The organism is Mesorhizobium sp. 10J20-29 (assembly GCF_054130485.1).
Map to the genome: position 1 here is coordinate 3,494,509 of NZ_CP199156.1, position 22,101 is coordinate 3,516,609.

Here is a 22,101-nt window from a genome sequence, read left to right on the forward strand (position 1 = left end):
CCGACTTGTCACTGTTCCAGAAAGATGTTTGATTTCAAACTAGTTTGCGGTTCTCGGAAGAAAAGCGGCAGTCAGACCGCCCGGGCAATGAAAAACCAACAACGAGTGGAGGAGATACCATGTTGAAACGCAGGCAATTCCTGGCCACGGCGGCCGCTGCGCTTGCCTCGCCTATGGTTCTAAAGCGCGCCAACGCGCAGGAGCCGGAAGTCACACTGAAGCTGCACCACTTTCTCGGCCCCAAGGCGCCGGCACACAGCAAGATGCTGCAGCCATGGGCCGAAGCCATCGAGAACGACTCCGGCGGTCGCATCAAGATCGAGCTCTACCCCTCGATGTCGCTTGGAGGCGCGCCGCCCCAGCTGTTTCGCCAGGTTGCCGATGGCGTCGTTGACATCGTCTGGACGGTGAATGGCTACACGGCCGGCTTGTTTCCGCGTTCCGAGATTTTCGAGCTGCCGACCGTCTATACCAACGACATTGCGGCGACGAACCTCGCCATGCGCGATCTTTTCGACAGTCATCTCGCCGAAGAGTACAAGGATGTGCACGTCCTGTTCCTGCATGTTCATGCCGGTCAGGCAATCCAGATGGCGAACGAACTGGTGCGCTCGCCGGACGACACCAAGGGCAAGAAGCTGCGTGTGCCTGGGCCGACCGGCAATGCCGTCGTCGAGGCCATGGGTGCGACGCCGGTCACCATGCCGGTTCCCGACCTGCCGCAGGCTCTGAGCACCAATGCCGTCGATGGCGCGCTCATTCCTTGGGAGATCATTCCGGCGCTTCAGCTCCAGGAAACGACCAAGTACCAGATCGAGGGGCCGAATATGAACCGCTTCGGCACCACGACCTTTCAGGTGTCGATGAACAAGGCTCGTTGGGAATCGCTTCCGGACGATCTGAAGGCGATCTTCGACAAGCACAGCGGCGAGGACTGGCTGAAGGAAATTGCTGGAATATGGCGCGCGGCCGACGATCACGGCATCAAGGTTGCCGTCGAGGGCGGCAATGAACACGTCGTCCTGACTCAGCCTGAGATGGACGCCTTCAACACTGCGCTAGCGCCCGTCGTCGACCAATGGGTGAGCGAGCACGCCGGAGCCTTCGATTCGCAAGCGCTGGCCGATGCCGCACGCAAGGCGATCGCGGCTCGCCAGAGTTGAGCGACCATGACCGATCCGGGGAAGGGGGCCGCGGGCTCCCTTCCTCACCGCCACGGCCGGCATGGCTTGCCGCAATCGCGGCAATCATCCGCTACTGGGCGCTGCTTGGCGGCCTGCTGACACTGGCGCTGTCCGTGATGACGGCGCTCAGCGCCTTGTCCAATCTGTTTCTCGGCCGGCCTTTTTCCGCGGACCACGAACTGGTGAAGCACTTCATAGCGGTCGCCATCTTCACCTTCCTTCCCTATTGCCAACTGACCGGGTCGAACGTCACCGTCGACATCTTCACCGAAGGCATGAGCGAAACGCGCAAGCTGGCCATGGCCGCATTCTCGTCGCTGTTTGCCATTGCCTTTTCGATCGTGCTGTTCATCCAGATGTATGCCGGCCTGTTCAGCTATATTCGCTACCGCGAAGTTACGCCGGTGCTGAAGCTGCCGCTGTGGACGGCGTTTCCGCCAATACTCGTATCGCTGCTGCTGTTGTTTGCGGCAGCATGCATAACCTTCGCGGACAGCTGGCGCGGCATGCCGCCAGCGCTGCGCGGCGCCCGGTCGGCGCCCTCCGATTCCAAGGCGGGATAGCGGCATGCTGGACAGTTTCCTGATCGGCATCCTCGGGCTGCTTGGGCTGCTGGCGTTGATCGCGGTCCGGGTGCCGATCGCCTACACCATGATCCTGATCGGCATTGTCGGGATCAGCCTGCAGTCCGGCCCCTTCATCGTCCTGAACCAGCTGAAGGATCTGGCTTACGCCCAGTTCTCCAACTACGACCTGTCTGTCCTGCCGATGTTCATCCTAATGGGGGGGCTGGCATCGCGCTGCGGCCTGTCCGCCGATCTGTTCCGCGGAGCCAACGCATGGCTTGGCCGGTTCCGTGGCGGCGTGGCGATGGCAGCGGTGGCTGCATGCGCCGGTTTCGGTGCAGTATCCGGGTCTTCGACGGCCACCGCATCCACCATGGGGCAGGTAGCCCTGCCTGAACTGCGCAAGTACAAGTACTCGCCTGCGCTGTCGACCGGAACGATCGCGGCTGGCGGCACCCTTGGCATCCTCATCCCGCCCTCGGTGGTGCTGATCGTCTATGCCATCATCGTCGAGGCCAATGTCGTCACCATGTTCGCCGCGGCACTTCTGCCCGGCATCCTGGCAATGCTTCTGTTCATCCTAGCCGTCGCGCTCTATGTGCGCCTGGTGCCGGGCTCCGGGCCGCAGGGTGCGGCTGTTTCCGCGAGCGAGCTTGGTGCGGCAACGGTCGCCGTGATCCCCGTCTTCATCATCTTCGGGGTGGTCATCGGCGGCATCTACGCCGGCATCTACAGCCCGACGGCCGCAGCCGCGATCGGCGTCTTTCTCGTCGTCCTCTATGGCTTTGGAAGGCGGCGACTGTCGTTGGCGGGCCTTGTCGATGCGTTGCTCGAGACCGCGCGCACCAGCGGCATGATCTTTCTGATCCTGCTCGGCGCGGAGCTCCTCAAGATTTTCATGTCGCGCGCCGGTGTCCCGCAGGCGGCGGCCGAGATGCTGCAGGGCAGCGGGTTGGCCCCGATGGTCATCATGGTCCTGATTATCGTCATCTTCCTGGTTCTGGGCTGCCTGATGGACAGCCTTTCCATGGTCATTTTGGCAATCCCGTTTTTCTGGCCGGTCGTGGCCGGGCTCGATTTCGGCCTCTCTCCTGCCGAGCTCAAAATCTGGTTCGGCATCATCATCCTTGTGGTTGTGGAGGTGGGGCTGATAACGCCGCCTGTTGGGCTCAACGTGTTCATCATCAATCAGCAGGCGAGCGACATCCCGATGCGAGAGACTTTCAAGGGGGTCATGCCCTTCCTTGGCATGGAATTGTTCCGCGTCACGCTGCTCGTCGCCTTTCCCGTCATCACGCTGTTCCTGCCGAGGCTCTTGCAGGGATGACGGCGCGAGCGGACAAGATGATTGGCATGGCCAAGTCGGGCACTTTAACGGCCGGCGGCGCGCTGCTGGCGCGCCTGAAGGCGTTGGGTGTCGACTACATATTCGCCAATTCCGGTACGGATTTTCCGCCGATCATCGAGGGGCTTGCGGAGGCGGCGGCAAAGGACATTGCGCTGCCCGAGGCGCTCGTCATGCCACATGAGGGCGCCGCCATGGGGATGGCGCATGGCTACTATCTCGCGACCGGCAAGTCGCAGGTCGTCATGGCGCATACCAATGTCGGTCTCGCCAACTGCGCCATCGGCGCCATCAACGCGGCCGTCGAGCATATTCCCATCATGCTGTTTTCCGGCCGCACGCCAGTCACCGAAAAGGATCGCTTCGGCGCCCGCACCGTGCCGATCGGCTGGGGGCAGGAGATGCGCGACCAGGCCGCGCTGGTGCGAGAGGCCTGCAAGTGGGATTACGAGATGCGCTTTCCCGAGCAGGCACTCGACATCGCCGACCGTGCCTACGCCATCGCCAATTCGACGCCGCGCGGGCCGGTCTATGTCAGCCTGCCGCGCGAGGTGCTGTGCGAGCCGGCGCCGTCGGCGGGGCTTTCCGCGCCGCTGTCCATGCAGCCTGCCGTCGCGGCTCCGGGCGAGGCGCAGATCCGCGAGGCCGCCGCAATCCTGGCCAGGGCCAGGAATCCCGTGATCTTCGCGCAGCATGGCGCGGGCAGTCCGGAAGCGTTTCCGGCGCTGGGAGAATTGGCCGAGGATTGGGGTATTCCGGTCTGCCAGTATTGGGCCCTTCAACTGGCACTTCCGACCGATCATCCGATGGCTGCGGAGAACAACCCTGCTCCTCTCATCGAGGCGGCTGACGCGATCCTGGTCATCGACGCGCTGGCACCGTGGGCGCCCGATACGCACCGGCCATCGGACGGTTGCACGATCATCCAGATGAGCCAGGACCCGCTGGCGGCGCGTACGCCGGTCCGCAATTTCCGCTCCGACCTCTCGATCGTCTGCGAACCGGCGCAGGGCATTCCGGCGCTCGCCCGGGCAATGCAGGAACTGGCCGTCGGACGCGAGCAGGAACTGACGGAGCGTCGTGGTTCTGTAGCCGCACGAAACGCGGAGTCGCGGCGGAAGATCCGCGCTGCGGCGGAGGCCGGTCGCGATGGCGTGATGACGAAGGACTGGGTCAGCCTCTGCGTCTCCAGGGCGATCGAAGGGCGGGGCGCCGCAGTGCTGTCGGAACTCGGCTGCCCGATGGCTCCCATGTCGCTGTCCGAGCACGGTTCCTGGTTCCAGGAGCCGCATGCCGGCGGTCTCGGGTGGTCCTTTCCGGCAGCGCTCGGCATGCAACTTGCCGACCGGAAGCGGCTGGTCGTGGCGACGATGGGCGACGGGTCCTACATGTTCTCCAACCCTGTAGCCTGCCACCAGATTGCCGAGGCGCTCGGATTGCCCGTGCTGGTCGTCATTCTCAACAATTCGGAATGGGGTGCGGTGCGCCAGTCGGTGCTCGGCATCTATCCCGACGGCTATGCCGCGCGCACGAATGTCATGCCGCTGACCGCATTGTCGCCGACGCCCGATTTCACCAAGGTTGCCGAGGCAAGTCGCGCCTGGGCCCGCAAGGTCACGCTCGGCGCCGATCTGCCTGCCGTGCTCGAGGCAGCGCTGGAGCACATCCGGACCAAGGGCACGCTGGCACTGCTCGACGTCACGGTCCGTCCCTGAACTGCCGATTGTCGGTCGTCGCCCGGCCCGCCTTGCCGCGGATCAAGGTGAGACGAACGCCTCGATCTTCCGCGCCGCCTCTGTCAGCTTCGGCAGGATCTCGCGCCTCATGTCGTCAGACGAAAAACGCGCCGATTGGGTGGAAACATTGATCGCGGCGATGATCCTTCCCATCCGGTCGCGCACCGGCACTGCGATCGACCGGAGGCCGATTTCCAGTTCCTCATCAACGATGGCAAAACCGTCGCGCGAAGCTTCCCCGATCCGTCCCGCAAGTTCCTGTCGGTTGATGATGCTTTTCGGAGTGCGGCGCTCGATGGTCGCGGAATCGAGAAAGCGCTTCAACTCGGCGGGCGACAGGTCGGACAGCAGGACCCGCCCCATCGAGGTGCACCATGCCGGCAACCTCGTGCCAACCGTCAGCGCAACGCTGAGGATGCGACGTCCGGGCACGCGCGCGACATAAACCACGTCCGCGCCCGACAGCACCGCCGCCGAGCAGGACTCGTTGAGTTCCGAGGCCACCGCGCGCATGAAGGGATCGGCGTGCGTCCACAGCGGTGCCCCCTGCAGCCACGTCCGGGCAACTCCCAGCAGCTTGGGCGACAGCGAGAAGAGCCGTCCGCTCTGCGTCGCGTAGCCGCTGGCGCAGAGCGTAAGCAGGAAGCGACGCGCGCCGGCACGGGTCAGGCCCGCTTCCTCGGCCATGGCGGTCAGCGTCATCCCGGCCGGATGAAGTGCCAGGATCTCCATCACCGCTAGGCCCTTGTCGAGGGACCCGACACGGTCGCGCATTGCGCCCTGTCCGCCGGTATCGACTTCCCGCCCTGTCGTCATCTTGACTCCGAAGCTGTCCGCAACCTACAAAGTTTCGCATGTAGAACATAAGTTCGCAATGCGAACATATTGCGGAGCGATGCGATGGCCATGTTCATGCCGCTTGCCCAGGCGGTGTCGGAAAATCTCAAGGACGGCGACAGCGTGGCCTTCGAGGGGTTCACCCACCTGATCCCCACCGCTGCCGCGCATGAAGCGATCCGCCAGGGCTTCCGCGATCTCACGCTGATCCGCATGACGCCCGATCTGATCTACGACCAGATGATCGGCATGGGGATGGCCAGGAAGATGGTCTTCTCCTACGTCGGCAATCCCGGTGTCGGGTTGCTGCGCCGCGCGCGCGACGCCATAGAGAACGGCTATCCGCGCGACCTGGAAATTGAGGAGCACAGCCACGCCGGCATGGCCAATGCCTATGAGGCGGGGGCGGCGGGGCTGCCGTTCGCGGCCTTCCGCGGCTATCTCGGCGCCGAATTGGCGCGCGTCACGCCGACGATCAGGAGTGTGACATGTCCGTTCACCGGCGAGGTCCTCGCCGCTGTTCCGGCACTACGCCCCGACGTGTCCTTCATCCATGCGCAAAAGGCCGACCGGAAGGGTAATGTGCTGGTCGAAGGCATCGTTGGCGTACAGAAGGAAGCGGTTCTGGCCGCAAAGCGCGCCGTAGTGACGGTCGAGGAGGTTGTCGACGATTTCGACGACCTGCACCCCAATCTCTGCGTGCTTCCGTCCTGGACGATCACGGCGATCGCCGTGGTGCCTGGCGGCGCGCATCCGTCCTATGCGCATGGCCACTATGTGCGCGACAATGCGGCCTACGTCGCCTGGGACGAGATCGCCGCGGACCGCGAGCGCTTCGCAGCCTGGATGCAGGAAAATGTGATCGAAGCCACGCCGGAAGACTTCGCCGGGCGGGTCAAGCATCTGAGGAAGGCGGCATGAGCGGAACCGGAAATACTCAGGCCTTCACGCCAGGCGAAATGATGACGATTGCAGCCAGCCGTGCGCTGAAGGGCGAGGATGTCTGCTTCGTCGGCATCGGTGCGCCATCGGCCGCCTGCAACGTGGCGCGCCTGACGCATGCGCCCGACATAACGCTGATCTACGAGAGCGGAACGATCGGCACGGCTCCCGACGTCCTGCCGCTGTCGATCGGCGACGGCGAGCTCTGCGACACGGCCGTCACCACTGTCCCGGTGCCCGAGATGTTCCGCTACTGGCTGCAGGGCGGCCGCGTCTCGATCGGATTCCTGGGGGCGGCCCAGCTCGACAGGTTCGGCAACATCAACACGACCGTGATCGGCGATTACGCACATCCCAAGACGCGTCTGCCCGGTGGCGGCGGCGCGCCCGAAATCGCCTCCAGCGCGGGCGAGATCTACATCACCATGGCGCAGTCGAAGCGTGGCATGGTCGACAAGATCGACTTCTACACCTCCTTCGGTCACGGCGAGGGTGGCGACCACCGCCAGCGCCTCGGCATCACCACCGCCGGCCCGACCCTCCTGATCACCGATCTGGCGATCTGGAAGCCCGATCCTGTCACAAAGGAATTCACCGTCGTGTCGCTGCATCCCGGCGTGACGCGCCAGCAGGTGGCTGATACCTGTGGCTGGACCGTGCGTTTTGCCGAGGAACTCGCCGAGACGCCCGCGCCGACCGAGCTCGAACTCAAAACCCTTCGAGACCTGCAGGCGCGCACCAAGGCCGCGCATGCGGTCGCGAACTGACCGGACCGGACAGCAACACATGACCGAAGCCTATATCTGCGACTACATCCGTACACCGATCGGGCGTTTCGGCGGCGCCTTGGCCTCGGTGCGACCGGACGATCTCGCCGCCATCCCCCTGAAGGTGCTCATGGAGCGCAATCCGGATGTCGATTGGGCGGCCGTCGACGACGTGGTGATGGGCTGCGCCAACCAGGCCGGCGAGGACAATCGCAACGTTGCGCGTATGGCGCTGCTTCTGGCCGGCCTGCCGCAGGAGGTGCCGGGCTCCACGGTTAACCGCCTGTGCGGCTCGGGCATGGATGCGCTGACCATCGCGGCGCGCGCCATCAAGGCGGGCGAGGCAGAGCTGATGATTGCCGGCGGCGTCGAGTCGATGAGCCGTGCGCCCTTCGTCATGCCCAAGGCCGAGACGGCTTTCTCGCGCAATGCCGAGATCTTCGACACCACGATCGGATGGCGGTTCGTTAACCCGCTGATGAAGGCGCAGTACGGCGTCGATTCCATGCCCGAGACGGGCGAAAATGTCGCCGAGGAATTTTCCGTCTCACGTGTCGACCAGGATGCCTTTGCCGTCCGCAGCCAGCAGAAGGCCGTCGCCGCGCAGGGCAATGGACGCCTGGCGCGCGAGATCACGCCGGTGGCGATCCCGCAGCGCAAGGGCGAACCCGTCGCCGTCACTAAGGACGAACATCCTCGCGCCGGTACCACAATCGAGGCGTTGGCAAAGCTGCCGACGCCGTTTCGCAAGGGTGGGACCGTGACGGCCGGCAATGCCTCCGGCGTCAACGACGGCGCAGCGGCGTTGATCGTCGCCTCGGAGGCGGCCGTGAGGAAATACGGCCTGACGCCGATCGCCCGAGTTCTTGGCGGCGCTGCCGCCGGCGTCGCGCCGCGCATCATGGGCATCGGTCCGGCGCCGGCGACCGAAAGACTTTGCGCCCGGCTCGGCCTCAAGCCGCAGGATTTCGGCGTCATCGAGCTCAATGAAGCCTTCGCTTTGCAAGGGATTGCGGTCCTGCGCCGCCTCGGCATTGCCGAGGACGCCGAGCACGTCAATCCGAACGGCGGCGCCATTGCGCTCGGCCATCCTCTCGGTATGTCGGGCGCCCGCATCGCCGGCACGGCAGCGCTCGAACTGCATCACCGTGACGCGAAACTGGCGCTGGCGACCATGTGCATCGGCGTTGGTCAGGGCATATCGATCGCGCTCGAACGGGTGTGAACCATGCCGGCTGTGCTCACGGCAGCGGCAGTCCGAGCCAGGCAGTCGGGAGTTTCGCGCAGCAGGTCTGCCGGATGTCGGGCATGAGACCGGTCAGGAGACTCATCGCTTGTGATAAAGCGAAGCATAGGCGCTAGGCTGTTGGGCTTCCGCGGCGCTGTCGCGGTAGGCAGCCCCGTCTAGCCACGCCGGGTTGATTTCGACACCCCAGCCCGGCTCCTCGGGGACACGCACGCATCCGTCCTCGACGGCAAAGGGCGAACCCAGGAACAGGTCGCGCTGCCAGGGATAGTAGTCGTCTCCTTCGATGGAGAGCTCGAGATACTTGCCGGCGTTCGGAATCGCCGCGAGCATATGCATTGAGCACATTGTCACCAGCGATAGGTTGGCACTGTGTGGCGTGCAGGGCAGACCGGCCGCAGCCGCCATGCCGGCGACTTCCAGGGTCCGGGACAGGCCGCCCATATACATCACGTCAGGCTGGACGATATCGACCGCGCGCATGGCGATCATGCGGGCCCAGGTGGCCATCTCCCAATCCTGTTCGCCGCCGGTGACGTCGATCTGCAGCGCCTCGGTCACGGCGCGGGTTGCGTCGAGATCCCAATAGGGAACAGGCTCCTCGTAGTGGACGACGCCGTTTGCCTGCAGCATCTGCCCCACGTCGATGGCACGGGAAACGGAAAAGGCGGAGTTCGCATCCACCAGCTTCTCGATGCCGTCGCCAAGTGCGCTCGCGACCGTCGGGATGATCTCTTCGGTCCGCCCGGGCCATTCGTCGACATCCTGCCCGCATTCCGCGCCGATCCGCCATTTGGCGGCGGTAAAGCCGCGCTCGCCGCACAGACGCTTCAGGCGCTCTGCCTCGTCGCTCGGGCTGATGTCGCGCTTCATGGAACTGGCGTAGGCGCGCACCGGGCCGGGTCCGCCGCCGATCAGGCTTGCTACCGGCTTGCCGGCCCTGCGCCCTGCGAGGTCCCAAAGCGCGGTGTCGAGCCCGGCCAGAGCCCGTGCACGATAGCTGCCGGGATATTTGTGCTCGCGCCTTTCAATCAGTCCGATCAGCCCCGAAATGTCGGAGCAACTGGCGCCCAGCGCCCAGGGTGCCACCTGCCGGTGAAAAACCTGTGCCGTGATGTCGGCGTTGTAGGTCGAGGTTTGTCCCCAGCCGAAAGCACCGTCCTCCGCCGTAACGCGTACGAAACAGACGAATTCGTCGTGGAAAGTTTCAAGGCGGGCGATGCGGATCATGTTGTCTCGGGATTCATCGCTTATGTCGGGCGTTGACAGCGTCGCCCCGCTTGGCCCGTCTTGGCAAGCTGGAAAAACTGTAGGTCACAGGGTTGCAGGGCCGCTACTCGATGACCCCGCAGGCCAGCCGGTCACCAGCGTCGCCCGAAGGCTGGCTCTCATAGTCGTCTGGTCCTGCGTGGATCATCAATGCCCGGCCGACGATCCCTGCTTCGCCCTTGTCCAGCGTCACCATTGGATTGAATACCTCCGCTTGCAACGAGCCGTCGGCAGCAACCTGCTGGTTGGGCATGTCGCCGGCATGCGAGCCACCTGCTGCATTGTAGCCGTGCTCGTTGGATCCGGGATTGAAATGCCCACCGGCGGACTTGTGGCCGGTTGCGGGGTCGCACGCGCCGGTCTCGTGCACATGGAAGGCGACCCATTGGCCGGCCGGCAGTCCAACGAGGTCGAGCCGCATCAACACCCCGCCTGCAGGCATGGCGGTAAGCTGGGCACTCCCGGCTGCATGACCCTTGGAGTCAACGAAGCTGGCGGTTCGCGCTTCAGGTTCGGCGGCCATGGCGTTCCCGGCAAGCATGGTTGCTGCGACGATGGCGAGTTTCCTGGTGGCCATTTCAGTCCTCCTGTTACGTTGTGCTGTACACCCGTCCGCGATCCTGAAGCTCAGCGTGGCCGCAGCCGGAATGTCCTCCCTGGGGAGGCGCCAGCCGGCGCGCGGCTGTCTCAGCGCGGCTTCTCCCTGGCGTGCTCCGGTTCATCATAGACCCGATCGACGGCCCGGCGCTGCTCCTGTTTTTCACGGGGCGAAAGACGCCGCTCCTTCGAGACTGCATAGGCGATCACGCCGATTAAAACGAGCGGGCCAATGACGGTTGCCCACCACCAGTTCATGAACCATTCCATAGTCACGTCTCCTCAAGCCCGTTGAGTTGCGCGCGCCGCGTCGCGCTTGCAGGCAACAAACGAGGAGGCGCTCGTGACGTTCCGACAGGGAGGTGGACTACCGGGGCTCCGAGACCAGGCTGAGATAGGTCGGGTCGAAGCCCGCAAGATCGGCAAGGCGCTCGAAATCCTTGATCTCGATATCGATGTTCCTCCAGCTGACGAAGCCGGTTGCTCTCAGAGCCCGGATTGTCCGATTGGTGTGCACCACGGACAAACCGAGCACGTCTGCGACGTCTGACTGTGTCAGCGCGAGCTGGAACCGGCCGCTTTCTGCAAGGCCCACTACCTCGAACCTCAGATAGAGTTCGCAAATGAGGTGGCAGAGATGCTTCAGCGGCGTGCGCCGCCCGATCGAAGCGATCATCTCGCGCTGGATCGCCGCGTCTACCGTTGTCGACAGCCACAGCAACCGGGTCAGATGGGGTGCCTTTTCCGTGAGCGCCGTCAGGTCCGTATGCGGGATGAAGACCGCGCTGCAGTTCGTCATCGCCACCACGCTGTGATCCATGACTTTCAGCAGCAGGGCATGCAGGTCGACGAAGTCCCCCGGTACGTGCAGGGCGGTCAGTTGCCGCCTGCCGTCCTCCAGCATCACCGCCCGTGCGGTCAGGCCGGACGTGACGAGGCAGCTGGAATAGGCGCGGGAATGAGCGGAAATCAGCTCCGTGCCCTTTGCGAATGTCGCCTTTTTCTGGGTCAGAGAGGCGAGAAGTTCGATCTCCTCAGGACTAAGGCCATCCCGCCTGGAAAGCGCTCTGCACAGCAGTTCAATAGCGGGAGTCATGATTGCCCTTCATGGCTTGGCGTACGGAGCCGGCGATGGTCCAAGTTGCTCAAAATATTGCGGAACCTTGACTTCACCTAGCGCATTGTCTGGCATGCAACAGTCCGCCCCCATGGTTCGTTACTATTTCGACATCAAGGACGGCGACGACCTTTCGGTCGACGATACGGGAATCGAATGCTCGGGTCCCGAGGAGGCCCGTTTCCAGGCCATCGATGCCTTGCCTGAGATCGCCAGGGACGAACTGCCTGACGGGGACAACAGGTTCTTCGAGGTGAATGTACGCGACGATCAGGGCAGGGCGGTGTTCAGGTGCCGGCTTACTCTTGAAACGGAATGGCTTTGACCTGAATGCTGCCATGCCTGCTGGATTGCGGCCTGTCCTGTTCCTCGAGCATGTTCAGCAAGTCTTCCTCGCGATGATATCCGCACTGGTAGAATTCGATTACCGAAACTGCCACGGAATCGCGCGCCTCCTCCAGCAGGATTCCATGTTTCCCGCAGTGGCTTTCGAGCACTCGGGCTAGCATCGATAGCGACGACGGTTCGATAATGCTCTCGATACCCATGGCATCCTCCGCGGCAGGTCCAACTGCGGTGAAGGATGGCGGGCTCGGTCGGTACCAGTCAATTAATTTTGACATACAGGCGATAGGGTCGCCGGCCCGAGGCCGAGGGCAGTTAGCTTTCGGCCTTCATGTTGCGGGCAATCCGGAGCAACTCCTCGCGGTCATTGCCATGTTTGGCGATCAATTCACGTGCCTGCCGTGGCGACAGGTCCGTGTTTTCGGTGAGATAGCGGACGTTGGGATTGTCCCCACCGGGCGTCGGAAGATGCTCGTGGTTCTCTGCCATGATGTGCTCCTAAGCAGCCTTGCTCTTCTTCGCCTTCCCCTTCGACTTGATGCCTTCCTTTTCCAGGCTCTTGCGCAGCACCTCTGCAAGGTTGACGACATTTTCCTTGGGCGCCTGCGGCGCCTTGCGCTGGATCTTCTTTCCCTTGCGTTTGGCGTCGATCATTTCGATCAGCGCCTCTTCGTATCGATCTTCGAAATTCGACGTGTCGAACGTGGTCAGCTTCTTGTCGATCAACAGCCCGGCGATCTCCATCAACTCCTTGTCCTGCTTGCCGGTCGGCAGATCGTCGAACACGGAACTTTCGGAAACCGTCTGGTTATGCGGCCGCAGCCACGACATCAGCATTCCCTTGCCATAAGGCTGGATCACGACCTCATGGCCGTGCTGGTACATCACCACGCAGGATCGCGCCGCCATCTTCTTGTTCGCCATCGCATCGCGCAAAACCGCGAACGCCTCCATGGACGGCTTGTCTGCTGGGATCAGGTAGTAAGGCTTCTCCAGATAGCGCGTGTCGATATCAGCGATCGGCACGAAGTCGTCCACGTCCAGCGTGTGCTCGGACGTCAGCTTGAGCGCCTTGATCTCATCGGATTCGACCTCGATGTAGTCGCCCTTGTCGGCCTCCCAGCCCTTGATCTGCTCTTCGGCCGAGACCTCCTCGTCGGTCTCTTCGTCGACGTAGATGCTGCGAACCCGGTTACCGGTCTTCCGGTTCAGCACGTTGAAATGAATTTTCTCGGCCTCGGTGACGACGCCGACGATCTTCACGCCACAGGAAACCGCCCCGACCCGGAGAAATCCCTTCCACGCTGCACGCGGTGCAGAAGCCATGCGCCATACTCCCTGACTGGAGTGGCTTGAACGATGGATCGTTTGGATGGTTCCCTCCGGTCGGAATGCATGCGTGAATGCGACGTGACGGGTCGAGCCGGGCCTGGACCTGCAACACGACCGCTAGCCGGGCACGTCCGCATGCACGACCTTCGCCAACTGCTTGAGTGCGGCGCCGGGGTCCTGCTGTTCGAAGACGTTGCGGCCGAACATCAGGCCTGTGGCGCCGGCGGCAATGGCCGTCTGGGCATTGTTGAGAGTGTCCTCGAAACGCGCCCGCGCGGGACCGCCCGCGACAACGACAGGCGCCAGTGATTGGGTCGCAATCTCGTGGAACCGGGCGGTGTCGCTGCACCAGTCCGTCTTGATGATGTCGGCGCCGATTTCTCCAGCGATCCGGCAGTTCATCGCAATGACGTCCGGGTCGTCATGGCGGGCGAACCCGCCCTTGGCAGCCATCGCCTCGATAACATGCACGAGGCCCCACTTCCGGCATTCGCTGGCCACTCTGCCGGAGATCTCGAAGGAGCGGGTTTCTTCTTCCGGCCTGTTGTTGCAGGTTAACAGGTAGGTGATCACCGCCTCGGCTCCCATCTGCACCGCTTCCTCGACGTTCGCCACCTGGCGGTTGTGGGTGTCGGCGTATCCGGTCCCGGTGCCGTGGCGCCACATCGTCGTCTGGTCGACGCGCAAGATGACGGCCGGACCGCCGGCAAAGCGGTGGCCGTGACGCACCAGCATGCCCGGGTTGACGATGACGGCATTGACCCCGGCTTTCATGGCGGCGTCGAGCAGGCGCGCCGGATCCTCGATGCCGGCAATCGTGCCGACCTGCATGCCGTGATCGAGCGCCAGGCACAGCATCCTTCCCGATCGCGCATCGAACATGCGCGCGAGCCTGCGGGTCTTGCCAATATCGGCCATGGGTAGTGTCTCCAGATGTTGCGAGGGTCAGACCAGTTGCAGCTTGACGCCGCCATCGCTCATGCGCTCGACGATCTCGCGATCGACCGAGCCCGAGACCAGGACGACGTCGAAAGCCCTGAGGTCGGCGACGAAGTTGAGCGCGGAAAAGTGGAACTTGCTTTCGTCCACGAGAAGGACCTTCTTGCGCGCGATCTCCATCATTGCCTGCTTGGAGCGCAGCACGTGCTCGTCTTGCGTGAACAGGGCGAGGTTCTGGATCGTCGTCGTCGACAGCAGCGCGACGTCTACGTGGTAGGAGCGGATGGCATTCTCGCAGGCCATCCCGAAGAACCCGTTGTAGCCGCGGTGATAGCGCCCGCCGAGCGCGATGAGATCCACGCCCTGTACGTCCTTGAGCTTTTCGAGCACCGGCAGCGCATTGGTGATGACCGTGACCGGCGTGACCGACTCGATGAACTCTGTGACCTGGAAGGTCGTCGAACTGTCGTCCCAGACGACCGCGTTGCCGGGCTCGATGTGGGCGACCGCCGCACGTGCCAGGCGTCGCTTCTCCTCGATGTGCTGGCGGGCGCGAAAGAGATAGCTGCTCTCGAACAGCATCGACTTCTCGGCGGAGACCGCGCCGCGGATCCGCCGGACCAGTCCCTGATTCTGCAGGTCGTTCAGATCGCGGTGAATGGTCATGAGAGACACCTCGAGCGAGGTGGCCAGATCCTTGATCTGCGCGGTACCGCTTTCCATCAGGATGCGAATGATCTCTGCGCGCCGCTGGTCGGCCTTGGAGAGTTGAGCGTCTTCTTCCTGCACGTCTGGAACCTCCCCATAACCGTCCGACACTTGTAACATCACCGTCGGGCTTGGCTATAGAAAAATGTTAAATTATCAACAATTGTATGCTGCGGTGCAATGAGAAGGCGCTCGACGAATGCACCCAATACCACCAGAAAGCGGGAGAAATGCTTAAAAACCAAGGATGCTGCAGTGCGACGGTCGGGGCGAACCGGCCGTGTTAAGTGAACATTCCTGTCAGCCATATTCTCATGATATCACGAAATTTTGGGTAATTATAACTTTTGAGTTGATAAATTTAACGTCGATGCCTAGGCTCCTTGAGGGGTTGGAGGCGGGTCCAGCGTGACCCGGCGCCCCGCGAACCCAGTGGAGGATCTACATGAACAAGGCAATGCGCACGCGCCTCTTGGCGTCCGCGGCAGGACTTGCAGCAGCTCTCGCTGCAGGAACCGGCAGCGCCCGCGCCACCGATCTCACCTTTGTCTGGCACGCTGGCACATGCGCCGACGCGCTGGTTGAAATCGCCAAGGACTATCCGGACAAGTCGGTCAACATCGTTCCCGCGCTCGTCCCCTACGGACCGCAATGGCACGACAAGATCGCATCGGAGTTCGCCATTCAGGGCGACGCATTCGATTTCGCCATGTGGGACAGCCAGTCGACTGCCGAGTTCGCTCAGCACGCCGTGAAGCTCAACGAGATCTTCGACAAGTCCGATTACCTCAAGGCCGACATATTCCCGCCGGCATCGCTGTCGCGCTATGGCGAGTATCCGGACGGGTCGGGTGAGTTCTTCGGCCTGCCAGCCAACCAGGACGCATACGGCCTGACCTACCGCAAGGACCTGTTCGAGGACCCGAAGGAAATGGAAGCGTTCAAGGCCAAGTATGGCCGCGAACTTGCCGTTCCGCAGACCTATCAGGAAGCCCGCGACGTCGCTGAATTCTTCACGCGTCCGGACGAGGGCCTTTACGGCTGGGCTCAGATGGGGGGCCGCGACTATGACTTCGCGACCACGGCGTCGAATTCCTACCTGTGGTCCTTCGGCGGCGAGCTCTACAATCCCGAGACGATGGAAGTTAAGGGTTACCTCGACTCGCCGGCATCGGTCGACGGCGTCCAGGCCTATGTCGACATGTTCAAGTTCGGTCCTCCCGGATCGACCAACTGGGGCTTTGACGAGGTCAACACCTCGATCCAGCAGGGCCAGGTCGCGATGGCGATGCAGTGGTTCTACTTCAACGGCTCCAACGCAGATCCCAAGGTCAGCAAGTTCGCCGACAAGGTCGGCTTTGCCGTGCTGCCAGGCGCTGTCGGCCGAGATGGCAAGTTCCGCCGCCAGTTCTCCGTCGGCGGCCAGGGCATGGGCATCAACAAATACTCCAAGAAGCTCCCGGAACTGACCAAGTTCATGGAGTGGTATTTCCAGCCTGAACAGCAGAAGCGCTATGCTGCCGTGTGCCAGACCGGCTTGAAGACCGTCCTGGAAAGCCCGGATTGGCAGAAGCTGAACTCCTATAACCGCCAGTTCTCGACCGCTCTCGAGTATCTCAACGACTACTGGCACCTCCCGGAATATCCGGTCCTGCTCGACGAGTTGCAGCAGGAGATCTCCAGCGCTGCCGCCGGCACCAAGACCGTGCAGCAGGCTCTCTCGGACGCGGCAGCGAAGAACGAGCGCACGCTCGAGCGCGCCGGTTACGAGATCAAGCGTGGCGATGCCGCGCCTGAAGTTCCCGACCAGGTGATTTCGCCGGTCGGTGTCGACGCCGTCGTTCCTGTCGAATAGCGGCATCCTCCCAGGGCGCGCGGGCTTTGCCTGCGCGCCCGCTCCATCCTAACCTCAGACGTCGCCAGCCGGACCGAAAGGCAAAGTCGTCATGACGCACGCCAAGACATCGACGATCGATCTTGCCGCCAGATGGCTCGTTCTCGGGTTGCTGCTGGTCTACACGATCTACAATGTCGGCCCGATCTTCTGGCTGCTCCTGTCGTCGTTCAAGAGCCGCATGGATCTCTTCACCATGCCGCCGAAACTGTTCTTCACGCCCGACCTCAGCGGTTATCAGAGCGTATTCGGCGTCGGCGCCGCCAAGGATAGCGCCTCAGCCGTCGGCGTGTTCGACTCGCTTATCAACAGCATCATCGTCTCGGTTGCCGGCACCTCGCTCGCCGTGTTCTTCGGTACGCTTTCGGGCTACGTCTGCTCGCGCTTCAACTTCATCGGCAAGGGCGACTTCATGTTCTTCGTCCTGTCGACTCGCATGCTGCCGCCGGTCGCCGTCCTGGTCTTCTACCACCTGATGTTCGCCCGCCTCGGCCTCGCAGACACCCGCTTCGGCCTGGTCCTCGTGGCGATCTTTGCCAATGTCGGGCTGGCCACCTGGATCATGAAGGGCTTCTTCGACGGCGTGCCGAAGGAGGTCGAGCAAATTGCCATCGTCAATGGCTACACGCGCATGTACGCCTTTACCCGGCTGGTGTTGCCTATGGTCAAGGGCGGCATCGCCGCGACCGCCGGCTTCTGTTTCATCTTCGCCTGGAACGAATTCGCCTTCGCATCGATCCTGACCACCACCCAGGCCAAGACGCTGCCGGTCAAGATTTCCGCGGCCTCCGGCGCCACCGGCATCGAATGGACGCAAATCTGCGCCGCCGGCGTCGTCCTCATCATTCCCGTGCTGATCTTCTTCTACCTGATCCGAAAGCATCTCCTGATGGGCATGACCTTCGGCGTTCTGGGGCGGAGCTAGACCATGTCGGACACCAACGCTTCTTCTGGCCCCGGCGCACGGGCTGCCGCGCACGCAACGCGCCAGAACGAGTTGCGCAAGCGCTCGTCGGGCCGGCTGATGATCTTCGGCTTCCTGTCGCCGACGCTCGCCATCCTGCTGTTCATGGTCGCCTATCCGATTTTCTCGCTGATCTACTATTCCTTCTACAATTTCTCGGCCCTGCGCCAGGCCGGGATGAAGCCCGTCGGCCTCGGCAACTACACCTTCCTTCTTTCCGACCCGGAACTCTGGGAGCGCTTCATCTTCACCGGGAAGTTCGTGTTCATCTGCGTCAGCCTGCAGATGCTGATCGGCATCTTTGTCGGCTATCAGATGCAGAAAAATTTTCGCGGCCGCGACGTCATCTTCACCATCCTGATGATGCCGATGATGCTGTCGCCGGTCGTCGTCGGCTTCCTGTGGCGCTACATGCTCAATTCGGAATGGGGCATCATCAACTTCCTGCTTTCTTCCGTCGGCATCGCCAAGATCGACTGGCTCGGCCAGACCAATGCGGCGCTCTGGGCTGCGGCCGCCGCCGACACCTGGATGTGGACGCCGTTCATCGTGCTGCTCGCCACCGCCGCCTTCCGTGGCATTCCCGAGACAATCTACGAAGCGGCGGAAGTCGATGGAGCGAGCCCGGCCTACCGCTTCTTCAGGATCACCCTGCCAATGTCGGCCCCGGTGCTTTTCATCGCGCTGATCCTGCGCCTGATCGACAGTTTCAAGCAGTATGATCTCTTCGTCGCGCTGACCGGCGGCGGGCCGGGCTCCAGCACCGAGACCGTGTCGTTTGCGGTCGCCAAGACGGCGTTCAGCTATTTCTACACCGGGGAAGCGTCGGCGCTCGCCGTCATCCTGCTGGTCATCATCATCGGCCTGTCGATGATCCTCGTCCGGCACCTGACCAAGATGGGCGAGAAGTACTGATGGCCGAGATTACGCTGAAAAGCCTGAGCATCGAGTTCGGTAGCTTCAAGGCGGTGGACGATGTCAGCCTGACGGTCAAGGATGGCGAGTTCGTCGTCTATCTCGGGCCCTCGGGCTGCGGCAAGACAACGACGCTGCGCTGCATCGCCGGGCTGGTAAAGGCGACGCACGGCGAGGTGCTGTTCGATGGCGAGCGGGTCAACGACCTGACGGCAAGCGAGCGCAACATCGCCATGGTGTTCCAGTTCGTTTCGCTCTACCCGCATCTCACCATCAAGGAGAACATCGTCTTCCCGTTGAAGGCACGCGGCATCGCCAAGTCTGAGATTGCGCGCAAGCTCGACTGGGTAACCGACGTCTTCAAGCTCGGTGACGAACTCCGCCGCTATCCCGGCGCGTTGCCTCCCGGTGCACGCCAGAAGGTTGCGCTGGCCCGCGCGGTAATCCGCGACCCTGCCGTGCTGCTGCTCGACGAGCCGCTGTCGGCGATCGACGAACAGTTCCGCGAAGAGATGCGCTGGGAACTCGGCCATCTGCAGCGCCAGCTTGGCGTTACGACGATCTATGTCACGCACGACCAGCGCGAAGCCATGTCGTTGGCCGACCGAATAGTCCTGATGAATGACAGCCGCATCGTCCAGGTTTCGCAGCCCGACCGCATGTTCTTCGATCCGGTCAACGTCTTCGCCGGCCAGTTCATCGGCTCGCCGTCGATGAACCTGATCAACCTCGTGCCGGTCGAGGGCGGGCTCAGGCTGGGCGAAAGCGAGGTCACCCTGACGCCCGAACGCGACCGGCTGCCGGAGTGGGCCATGGCATCGAAGCGGCCGCTCAAGCTTGGCGTCCGTCCGCTGAACGTGCACCTCACTGACGATCAGGCAACGGGTGTCCCGCTTCCGGTCGACGACGTCTTCTCGGTCGGGCGCGAACGGTTCTTCTCGTTCCGCATCGGCGACGGCATCTACCAGGGCGTGGACAAACGGCAGTCTCCGGCCGGATCGGCCGGACGCGTGCATTTCGAGCCGGAAGGTCTGCTCTTCTTCGACGCTGCTACCGGACGGCGCGCCGATGCGGAGGTGGCGGCATGAGTGCGATGCCGATGCTGACGCTGGAGGGACTGCGCAAGGCCTATCGTGGCAAACCCGCGCTTCGCGGACTGGACCTCACCGTCAACGACAACGAAATCTTTGCCCTTCTCGGGCCGACCGGCGCCGGCAAGAGCTCCACCCTGCTGTCGGCTGCCGGGCTTATCGAGCTCGATGCCGGGCGCGTCAGCCTGGCAGGTCGCGACGTCACCGAGGCGGACCCGGCCAGCCGAGACGTTGCTATCGTCTTCGAGGGCTTCAACCTGCTGCCGGTGCTCGACGTCAAGGACAACATAGCCTTTGCACTTCGCTCTCCGGCGTTTCGCGAGGACGAGAAGGAGGTCGCCCTGCGCGTCGGCCGCACGGCGGAGCTGTTGCGCATTTCGCATCTGATGGATCGCGATGTCGGCACCCTTTCCGGCGGTGAAAAGCAGCGCGTCGCCATTGCCCGGGCATTGGTGCGCCGGCCGGTCATGTTCCTGCTCGACGAGCCGCTTTCGGCGCTCGACCTGAAACTGCGCGAAGGCTTGCGTGCGGAGCTGCGACAGATCCATCGCCAGCATCAGTCGACCATGCTCTACGCCACGCACGACTATCACGGCGCCATCGCGATTGCCGACCGCATCGGCATCATCGACGGGGGCATCATCCAGCAGTCGGGCACCATCGAGGAGATCTACGCGCTGCCGGCGAATGTCATGGTCGGCAAGTTGATCGGCAGCCCGTCCATGGCCTTCTTCGATGCGGCGGTCGACGATGGACATGTGGTGGTGAAGGGCGCGGAGCAGCGCCTGCCGATCGGCGAGTTCGGAACGGTCGGGACCGCCAGCGGCAAGGTGCTGCTCGGCGTGTGGCCCGAAGACATCGAGATCGGCGTCGCCGATGCCGCCGGCGCCAGCACGGGCACGATCTATGCCGTCGACAATCGCGGCTTCGAGCGGGCGATCCAGGTCGACACGCCGGGCGGCTCGTTCCGCAAGGTGGTGCCGCTGTCCATGCCGTTCACGCAGGGCGACGCCTGTTCCTTCCGCATCCCGCAGGGTGGCGGGTTCCTCTTCGATGCTGCCAGCGGCAGGCGCATCTCGCAGATGGAGGCAAGAGGCTGATGGGACGCTTCTTCACCAAGGCATGGTTCTATCGCCTGGCCACCGCGCTCATTCTCGGCGGCTTCGCAATGCTGTGTCAGCCCTTTACCCATTCCCTGTTTGTATTCGGCTTTCCCGTGCTCTTGGCCGGCGTTGTCCTATTCATCATCATGGACCACGTGCCCGATGCGCGGCTGAGCGAGGAGGAAGAGAACCGTGGCTAATCCGAAGAAGATTCTGAACGATCCCAAGAAGGTCGTGCCCGAAATGATCGAGGGCCTGGTGGCTGCCAATGACGGCCGGCTCTACAAGCTCGACAATCTGCCGGCGCTGATCCGCACCGACATTCCCGACGGTAAGGTGGCCTTGCTGATTGGCGGAGGCAGCGGCCACGAACCGCTGTTCCATGGCTTTGTCGGCAAGAACATGGGAGATGGAGCCGCCTGCGGCCAGGTGTTTGCAGCACCTTCGCCCGACGTGATCTACGAGGCCGCCAAGGCCGTCCATCGCGGGAAGGGCGTATTGTTTCTCTATGGCAACTACGCCGGCGACAACATGAATTTCGACATGGCCGCTGAGATGCTCGAGGATGACGGCATCGACGTGCGCACGGTCCGCGTTACCGACGACGTCGCCGCGGCACCGCCGGAGCGCACGCATGACCGTCGCGGCATCGCCGGCGACATCTACATGATCAAGATCGCCGGCGGCGCATCTGCTGAACTCGACAGCCTTGACGAGGTCGAGCGCGTCGCGCGCAAGGCCGTCGCCAACGTCCGTTCGATGGGCGTGGCGGTGGCGGCCGGGTCGATCCCCGAGACCGGAAAGCTCACCTTCGAACTCGCCGAAGACGAGATCGAGATCGGCATGGGGGCTCACGGCGAGGCGGGCATCGCACGCCAGAAGATGAAGCCGGCCGACGCTGTCGCAGACGAGCTGATGGAAAAGATCCTGGCCGACCTGCCTTTCCGCAAGGGTGACGAGGTCGCGCTCCTCATCAACAATCTTGGCGCCACGACGATGATGGAGATGCTGATCGTCAACCGCCGCATCCGACAGATTCTCGAACGCGAGGGCATCAAGGTGCATCGCACCGATATCGGCACCTGGCTGACCGTGCAGGAGATGGCCGGTTTTTCGGTGACGCTGATGAAGCTAGACGACGAGTTGAAACACTATCTCGACATGCCGGCGGAATCGCTCGGCTATTCGAGGATGTGAGGCAAGC

Annotated in this window: 25 protein-coding genes; 15 read left to right on the plus strand and 10 right to left on the minus strand. The window is 63.0% G+C overall.

Annotated features, from left to right (window positions below):
- The first annotated feature begins 119 nt into the window (after window positions 1-119).
- The 4 genes from ACT2BZ_RS16630 to ACT2BZ_RS16645 are packed head-to-tail and all read left to right on the plus strand — an operon-like array spanning window position 120 to window position 4,810.
- On the plus strand, window positions 120-1,163 hold the full coding sequence (locus ACT2BZ_RS16630; protein ID WP_457936237.1) for a TRAP transporter substrate-binding protein: 1,044 nt from the start codon (window positions 120-122) through the stop codon (window positions 1,161-1,163).
- Entirely contained in the window at window positions 1,160-1,747 is a 588-nt protein-coding gene (locus tag ACT2BZ_RS16635) for a TRAP transporter small permease (protein ID WP_457936238.1), read from the plus strand. The genes ACT2BZ_RS16630 and ACT2BZ_RS16635 overlap by 4 nt, the downstream gene beginning before the upstream one ends.
- A gap of 4 nt (window positions 1,748-1,751) precedes the next feature.
- On the plus strand, window positions 1,752-3,077 hold the full coding sequence (locus tag ACT2BZ_RS16640; protein WP_457936239.1) for a TRAP transporter large permease: 1,326 nt from the start codon (window positions 1,752-1,754) through the stop codon (window positions 3,075-3,077).
- A complete protein-coding gene (locus ACT2BZ_RS16645) occupies window positions 3,074-4,810 on the plus strand; it encodes a thiamine pyrophosphate-requiring protein (protein ID WP_457936240.1) in 1,737 nt (578 codons plus the stop codon). Before ACT2BZ_RS16640 ends, ACT2BZ_RS16645 begins: the two co-directional genes overlap by 4 nt.
- Before the next feature lie 42 nt (window positions 4,811-4,852).
- On the opposite strand, the gene ACT2BZ_RS16650 is transcribed toward ACT2BZ_RS16645, so the two are convergent.
- Window positions 4,853-5,647: an IclR family transcriptional regulator domain-containing protein gene (locus tag ACT2BZ_RS16650; protein WP_457936241.1), complete on the minus strand. Its 795-nt coding sequence runs from the start codon at window positions 5,645-5,647 to the stop codon at window positions 4,853-4,855.
- A gap of 84 nt (window positions 5,648-5,731) precedes the next feature.
- On the opposite strand from ACT2BZ_RS16650, the gene ACT2BZ_RS16655 reads away from it, so the two are divergent.
- Genes ACT2BZ_RS16655 through pcaF form a run of 3 tightly spaced genes read left to right on the plus strand, consistent with a single transcriptional unit; the run spans window position 5,732 to window position 8,602 of the window.
- Window positions 5,732-6,589: a CoA transferase subunit A gene (locus tag ACT2BZ_RS16655; protein ID WP_457936242.1), complete on the plus strand. Its 858-nt coding sequence runs from the start codon at window positions 5,732-5,734 to the stop codon at window positions 6,587-6,589.
- Window positions 6,586-7,377, plus strand: coding sequence for a CoA-transferase subunit beta (locus ACT2BZ_RS16660; protein WP_457936243.1), 792 nt, complete (start codon window positions 6,586-6,588; stop codon window positions 7,375-7,377). The genes ACT2BZ_RS16655 and ACT2BZ_RS16660 overlap by 4 nt, the downstream gene beginning before the upstream one ends.
- 19 nt (window positions 7,378-7,396) lie before the next feature.
- The gene (gene pcaF, locus ACT2BZ_RS16665) at window positions 7,397-8,602 is read left to right on the plus strand and encodes a 3-oxoadipyl-CoA thiolase (RefSeq protein ID WP_457936244.1); all 1,206 of its coding nucleotides are present in this window, start codon (window positions 7,397-7,399) and stop codon (window positions 8,600-8,602) included.
- A 102-nt stretch (window positions 8,603-8,704) separates the two neighbouring features.
- Here pcaF and ACT2BZ_RS16670 read toward each other — a convergent pair whose 3' ends face one another.
- The 4 genes from ACT2BZ_RS16670 to ACT2BZ_RS16685 form a co-directional block, all read right to left on the minus strand.
- Window positions 8,705-9,853 (minus strand): mandelate racemase/muconate lactonizing enzyme family protein, encoded by a 1,149-nt coding sequence (locus tag ACT2BZ_RS16670; RefSeq protein ID WP_457936245.1) that lies wholly within the window; start codon window positions 9,851-9,853, stop codon window positions 8,705-8,707.
- Between the two features lie 103 nt (window positions 9,854-9,956).
- The gene (locus ACT2BZ_RS16675) at window positions 9,957-10,469 is read right to left on the minus strand and encodes a superoxide dismutase family protein (protein WP_457936246.1); all 513 of its coding nucleotides are present in this window, start codon (window positions 10,467-10,469) and stop codon (window positions 9,957-9,959) included.
- A gap of 110 nt (window positions 10,470-10,579) precedes the next feature.
- Window positions 10,580-10,759 (minus strand): hypothetical protein, encoded by a 180-nt coding sequence (locus tag ACT2BZ_RS16680; protein WP_457936247.1) that lies wholly within the window; start codon window positions 10,757-10,759, stop codon window positions 10,580-10,582.
- A gap of 97 nt (window positions 10,760-10,856) precedes the next feature.
- On the minus strand, window positions 10,857-11,585 hold the full coding sequence (locus tag ACT2BZ_RS16685) for a Crp/Fnr family transcriptional regulator (RefSeq protein ID WP_457936248.1): 729 nt from the start codon (window positions 11,583-11,585) through the stop codon (window positions 10,857-10,859).
- A 94-nt stretch (window positions 11,586-11,679) separates the two neighbouring features.
- Between ACT2BZ_RS16685 and ACT2BZ_RS16690 the strand changes: the two genes are divergently transcribed.
- A complete protein-coding gene (locus ACT2BZ_RS16690; protein WP_457936249.1) occupies window positions 11,680-11,931 on the plus strand; it encodes a DUF6894 family protein in 252 nt (83 codons plus the stop codon).
- Here ACT2BZ_RS16690 and ACT2BZ_RS16695 read toward each other — a convergent pair.
- From ACT2BZ_RS16695 to ACT2BZ_RS16715, 5 genes are all read right to left on the minus strand, one after another.
- Window positions 11,906-12,154 (minus strand): hypothetical protein, encoded by a 249-nt coding sequence (locus ACT2BZ_RS16695; RefSeq protein ID WP_457936250.1) that lies wholly within the window; start codon window positions 12,152-12,154, stop codon window positions 11,906-11,908. The genes ACT2BZ_RS16690 and ACT2BZ_RS16695 overlap by 26 nt on opposite strands.
- 112 nt (window positions 12,155-12,266) lie before the next feature.
- Window positions 12,267-12,440, minus strand: coding sequence for a hypothetical protein (locus ACT2BZ_RS16700; protein ID WP_457936251.1), 174 nt, complete (start codon window positions 12,438-12,440; stop codon window positions 12,267-12,269).
- 9 nt (window positions 12,441-12,449) lie between these two features.
- Window positions 12,450-13,277: a non-homologous end joining protein Ku gene (gene ku, locus ACT2BZ_RS16705; protein WP_457936252.1), complete on the minus strand. Its 828-nt coding sequence runs from the start codon at window positions 13,275-13,277 to the stop codon at window positions 12,450-12,452.
- Window positions 13,278-13,400: 123 nt separating this feature from the next.
- Complete coding sequence (locus tag ACT2BZ_RS16710) at window positions 13,401-14,201, minus strand: class I fructose-bisphosphate aldolase (protein WP_457936253.1); 801 nt, start codon at window positions 14,199-14,201, stop codon at window positions 13,401-13,403.
- 27 nt (window positions 14,202-14,228) lie between these two features.
- On the minus strand, window positions 14,229-15,011 hold the full coding sequence (locus ACT2BZ_RS16715; protein ID WP_457936254.1) for a DeoR/GlpR family DNA-binding transcription regulator: 783 nt from the start codon (window positions 15,009-15,011) through the stop codon (window positions 14,229-14,231).
- Between the two features lie 364 nt (window positions 15,012-15,375).
- Here ACT2BZ_RS16715 and ACT2BZ_RS16720 point away from each other — a divergent pair, with 364 nt between their 5' ends.
- The 7 genes from ACT2BZ_RS16720 to ACT2BZ_RS16750 all read left to right on the plus strand — a co-directional run bounded on the left by ACT2BZ_RS16720 (window position 15,376) and on the right by ACT2BZ_RS16750 (window position 22,094).
- The gene (locus tag ACT2BZ_RS16720; protein ID WP_457936255.1) at window positions 15,376-16,785 is read left to right on the plus strand and encodes an ABC transporter substrate-binding protein; all 1,410 of its coding nucleotides are present in this window, start codon (window positions 15,376-15,378) and stop codon (window positions 16,783-16,785) included.
- A 91-nt stretch (window positions 16,786-16,876) separates the two neighbouring features.
- Window positions 16,877-17,749: a carbohydrate ABC transporter permease gene (locus ACT2BZ_RS16725; protein WP_457936256.1), complete on the plus strand. Its 873-nt coding sequence runs from the start codon at window positions 16,877-16,879 to the stop codon at window positions 17,747-17,749.
- A 3-nt stretch (window positions 17,750-17,752) separates the two neighbouring features.
- Window positions 17,753-18,703 (plus strand): carbohydrate ABC transporter permease, encoded by a 951-nt coding sequence (locus ACT2BZ_RS16730; RefSeq protein WP_457936257.1) that lies wholly within the window; start codon window positions 17,753-17,755, stop codon window positions 18,701-18,703.
- Window positions 18,703-19,791 (plus strand): ABC transporter ATP-binding protein, encoded by a 1,089-nt coding sequence (locus tag ACT2BZ_RS16735; protein ID WP_457936258.1) that lies wholly within the window; start codon window positions 18,703-18,705, stop codon window positions 19,789-19,791. Before ACT2BZ_RS16730 ends, ACT2BZ_RS16735 begins: the two co-directional genes overlap by 1 nt.
- Window positions 19,788-20,894: an ABC transporter ATP-binding protein gene (locus tag ACT2BZ_RS16740; RefSeq protein WP_457936259.1), complete on the plus strand. Its 1,107-nt coding sequence runs from the start codon at window positions 19,788-19,790 to the stop codon at window positions 20,892-20,894. The genes ACT2BZ_RS16735 and ACT2BZ_RS16740 overlap by 4 nt, the downstream gene beginning before the upstream one ends.
- Window positions 20,894-21,097, plus strand: a complete 204-nt coding sequence (locus tag ACT2BZ_RS16745; protein WP_457936260.1) for a hypothetical protein — start codon at window positions 20,894-20,896, stop codon at window positions 21,095-21,097. The genes ACT2BZ_RS16740 and ACT2BZ_RS16745 overlap by 1 nt, the downstream gene beginning before the upstream one ends.
- Before the next feature lie 43 nt (window positions 21,098-21,140).
- Window positions 21,141-22,094, plus strand: coding sequence for a dihydroxyacetone kinase subunit DhaK (locus ACT2BZ_RS16750; protein ID WP_457941358.1), 954 nt, complete (start codon window positions 21,141-21,143; stop codon window positions 22,092-22,094).
- Window positions 22,095-22,101 lie beyond the last annotated feature (7 nt).

Bases quoted from the DNA above. Each gene is read 5' to 3' on its own strand.
- ACT2BZ_RS16645 (WP_457936240.1), top strand. From the start codon at position 3,074: ATGACGGCGCGAGCGGACAAGATGATTGGCATGGCCAAGTCGGGCACT.
- ACT2BZ_RS16670 (WP_457936245.1), bottom strand. From the start codon at position 9,853: ATGATCCGCATCGCCCGCCTTGAAACTTTCCACGACGAATTCGTCTGT.
- ACT2BZ_RS16695 (WP_457936250.1), bottom strand. From the start codon at position 12,154: ATGGGTATCGAGAGCATTATCGAACCGTCGTCGCTATCGATGCTAGCC.
- ACT2BZ_RS16690 (WP_457936249.1), top strand. From the start codon at position 11,680: ATGCAACAGTCCGCCCCCATGGTTCGTTACTATTTCGACATCAAGGAC.
- ACT2BZ_RS16750 (WP_457941358.1), top strand. From the start codon at position 21,141: ATGATCGAGGGCCTGGTGGCTGCCAATGACGGCCGGCTCTACAAGCTC.
- ACT2BZ_RS16710 (WP_457936253.1), bottom strand. From the start codon at position 14,201: ATGGCCGATATTGGCAAGACCCGCAGGCTCGCGCGCATGTTCGATGCG.
- ACT2BZ_RS16655 (WP_457936242.1), top strand. From the start codon at position 5,732: ATGGCCATGTTCATGCCGCTTGCCCAGGCGGTGTCGGAAAATCTCAAG.
- ACT2BZ_RS16685 (WP_457936248.1), bottom strand. From the start codon at position 11,585: ATGACTCCCGCTATTGAACTGCTGTGCAGAGCGCTTTCCAGGCGGGAT.
- ACT2BZ_RS16640 (WP_457936239.1), top strand. From the start codon at position 1,752: ATGCTGGACAGTTTCCTGATCGGCATCCTCGGGCTGCTTGGGCTGCTG.
- pcaF (WP_457936244.1), top strand. From the start codon at position 7,397: ATGACCGAAGCCTATATCTGCGACTACATCCGTACACCGATCGGGCGT.
- ACT2BZ_RS16725 (WP_457936256.1), top strand. From the start codon at position 16,877: ATGACGCACGCCAAGACATCGACGATCGATCTTGCCGCCAGATGGCTC.
- ku (WP_457936252.1), bottom strand. From the start codon at position 13,277: ATGGCTTCTGCACCGCGTGCAGCGTGGAAGGGATTTCTCCGGGTCGGG.
- ACT2BZ_RS16675 (WP_457936246.1), bottom strand. From the start codon at position 10,469: ATGGCCACCAGGAAACTCGCCATCGTCGCAGCAACCATGCTTGCCGGG.
- ACT2BZ_RS16735 (WP_457936258.1), top strand. From the start codon at position 18,703: ATGGCCGAGATTACGCTGAAAAGCCTGAGCATCGAGTTCGGTAGCTTC.
- ACT2BZ_RS16630 (WP_457936237.1), top strand. From the start codon at position 120: ATGTTGAAACGCAGGCAATTCCTGGCCACGGCGGCCGCTGCGCTTGCC.
- ACT2BZ_RS16660 (WP_457936243.1), top strand. From the start codon at position 6,586: ATGAGCGGAACCGGAAATACTCAGGCCTTCACGCCAGGCGAAATGATG.
- ACT2BZ_RS16680 (WP_457936247.1), bottom strand. From the start codon at position 10,759: ATGGAATGGTTCATGAACTGGTGGTGGGCAACCGTCATTGGCCCGCTC.
- ACT2BZ_RS16650 (WP_457936241.1), bottom strand. From the start codon at position 5,647: ATGACGACAGGGCGGGAAGTCGATACCGGCGGACAGGGCGCAATGCGC.
- ACT2BZ_RS16700 (WP_457936251.1), bottom strand. From the start codon at position 12,440: ATGGCAGAGAACCACGAGCATCTTCCGACGCCCGGTGGGGACAATCCC.
- ACT2BZ_RS16730 (WP_457936257.1), top strand. From the start codon at position 17,753: ATGTCGGACACCAACGCTTCTTCTGGCCCCGGCGCACGGGCTGCCGCG.
- ACT2BZ_RS16720 (WP_457936255.1), top strand. From the start codon at position 15,376: ATGAACAAGGCAATGCGCACGCGCCTCTTGGCGTCCGCGGCAGGACTT.
- ACT2BZ_RS16745 (WP_457936260.1), top strand. From the start codon at position 20,894: ATGGGACGCTTCTTCACCAAGGCATGGTTCTATCGCCTGGCCACCGCG.
- ACT2BZ_RS16740 (WP_457936259.1), top strand. From the start codon at position 19,788: ATGAGTGCGATGCCGATGCTGACGCTGGAGGGACTGCGCAAGGCCTAT.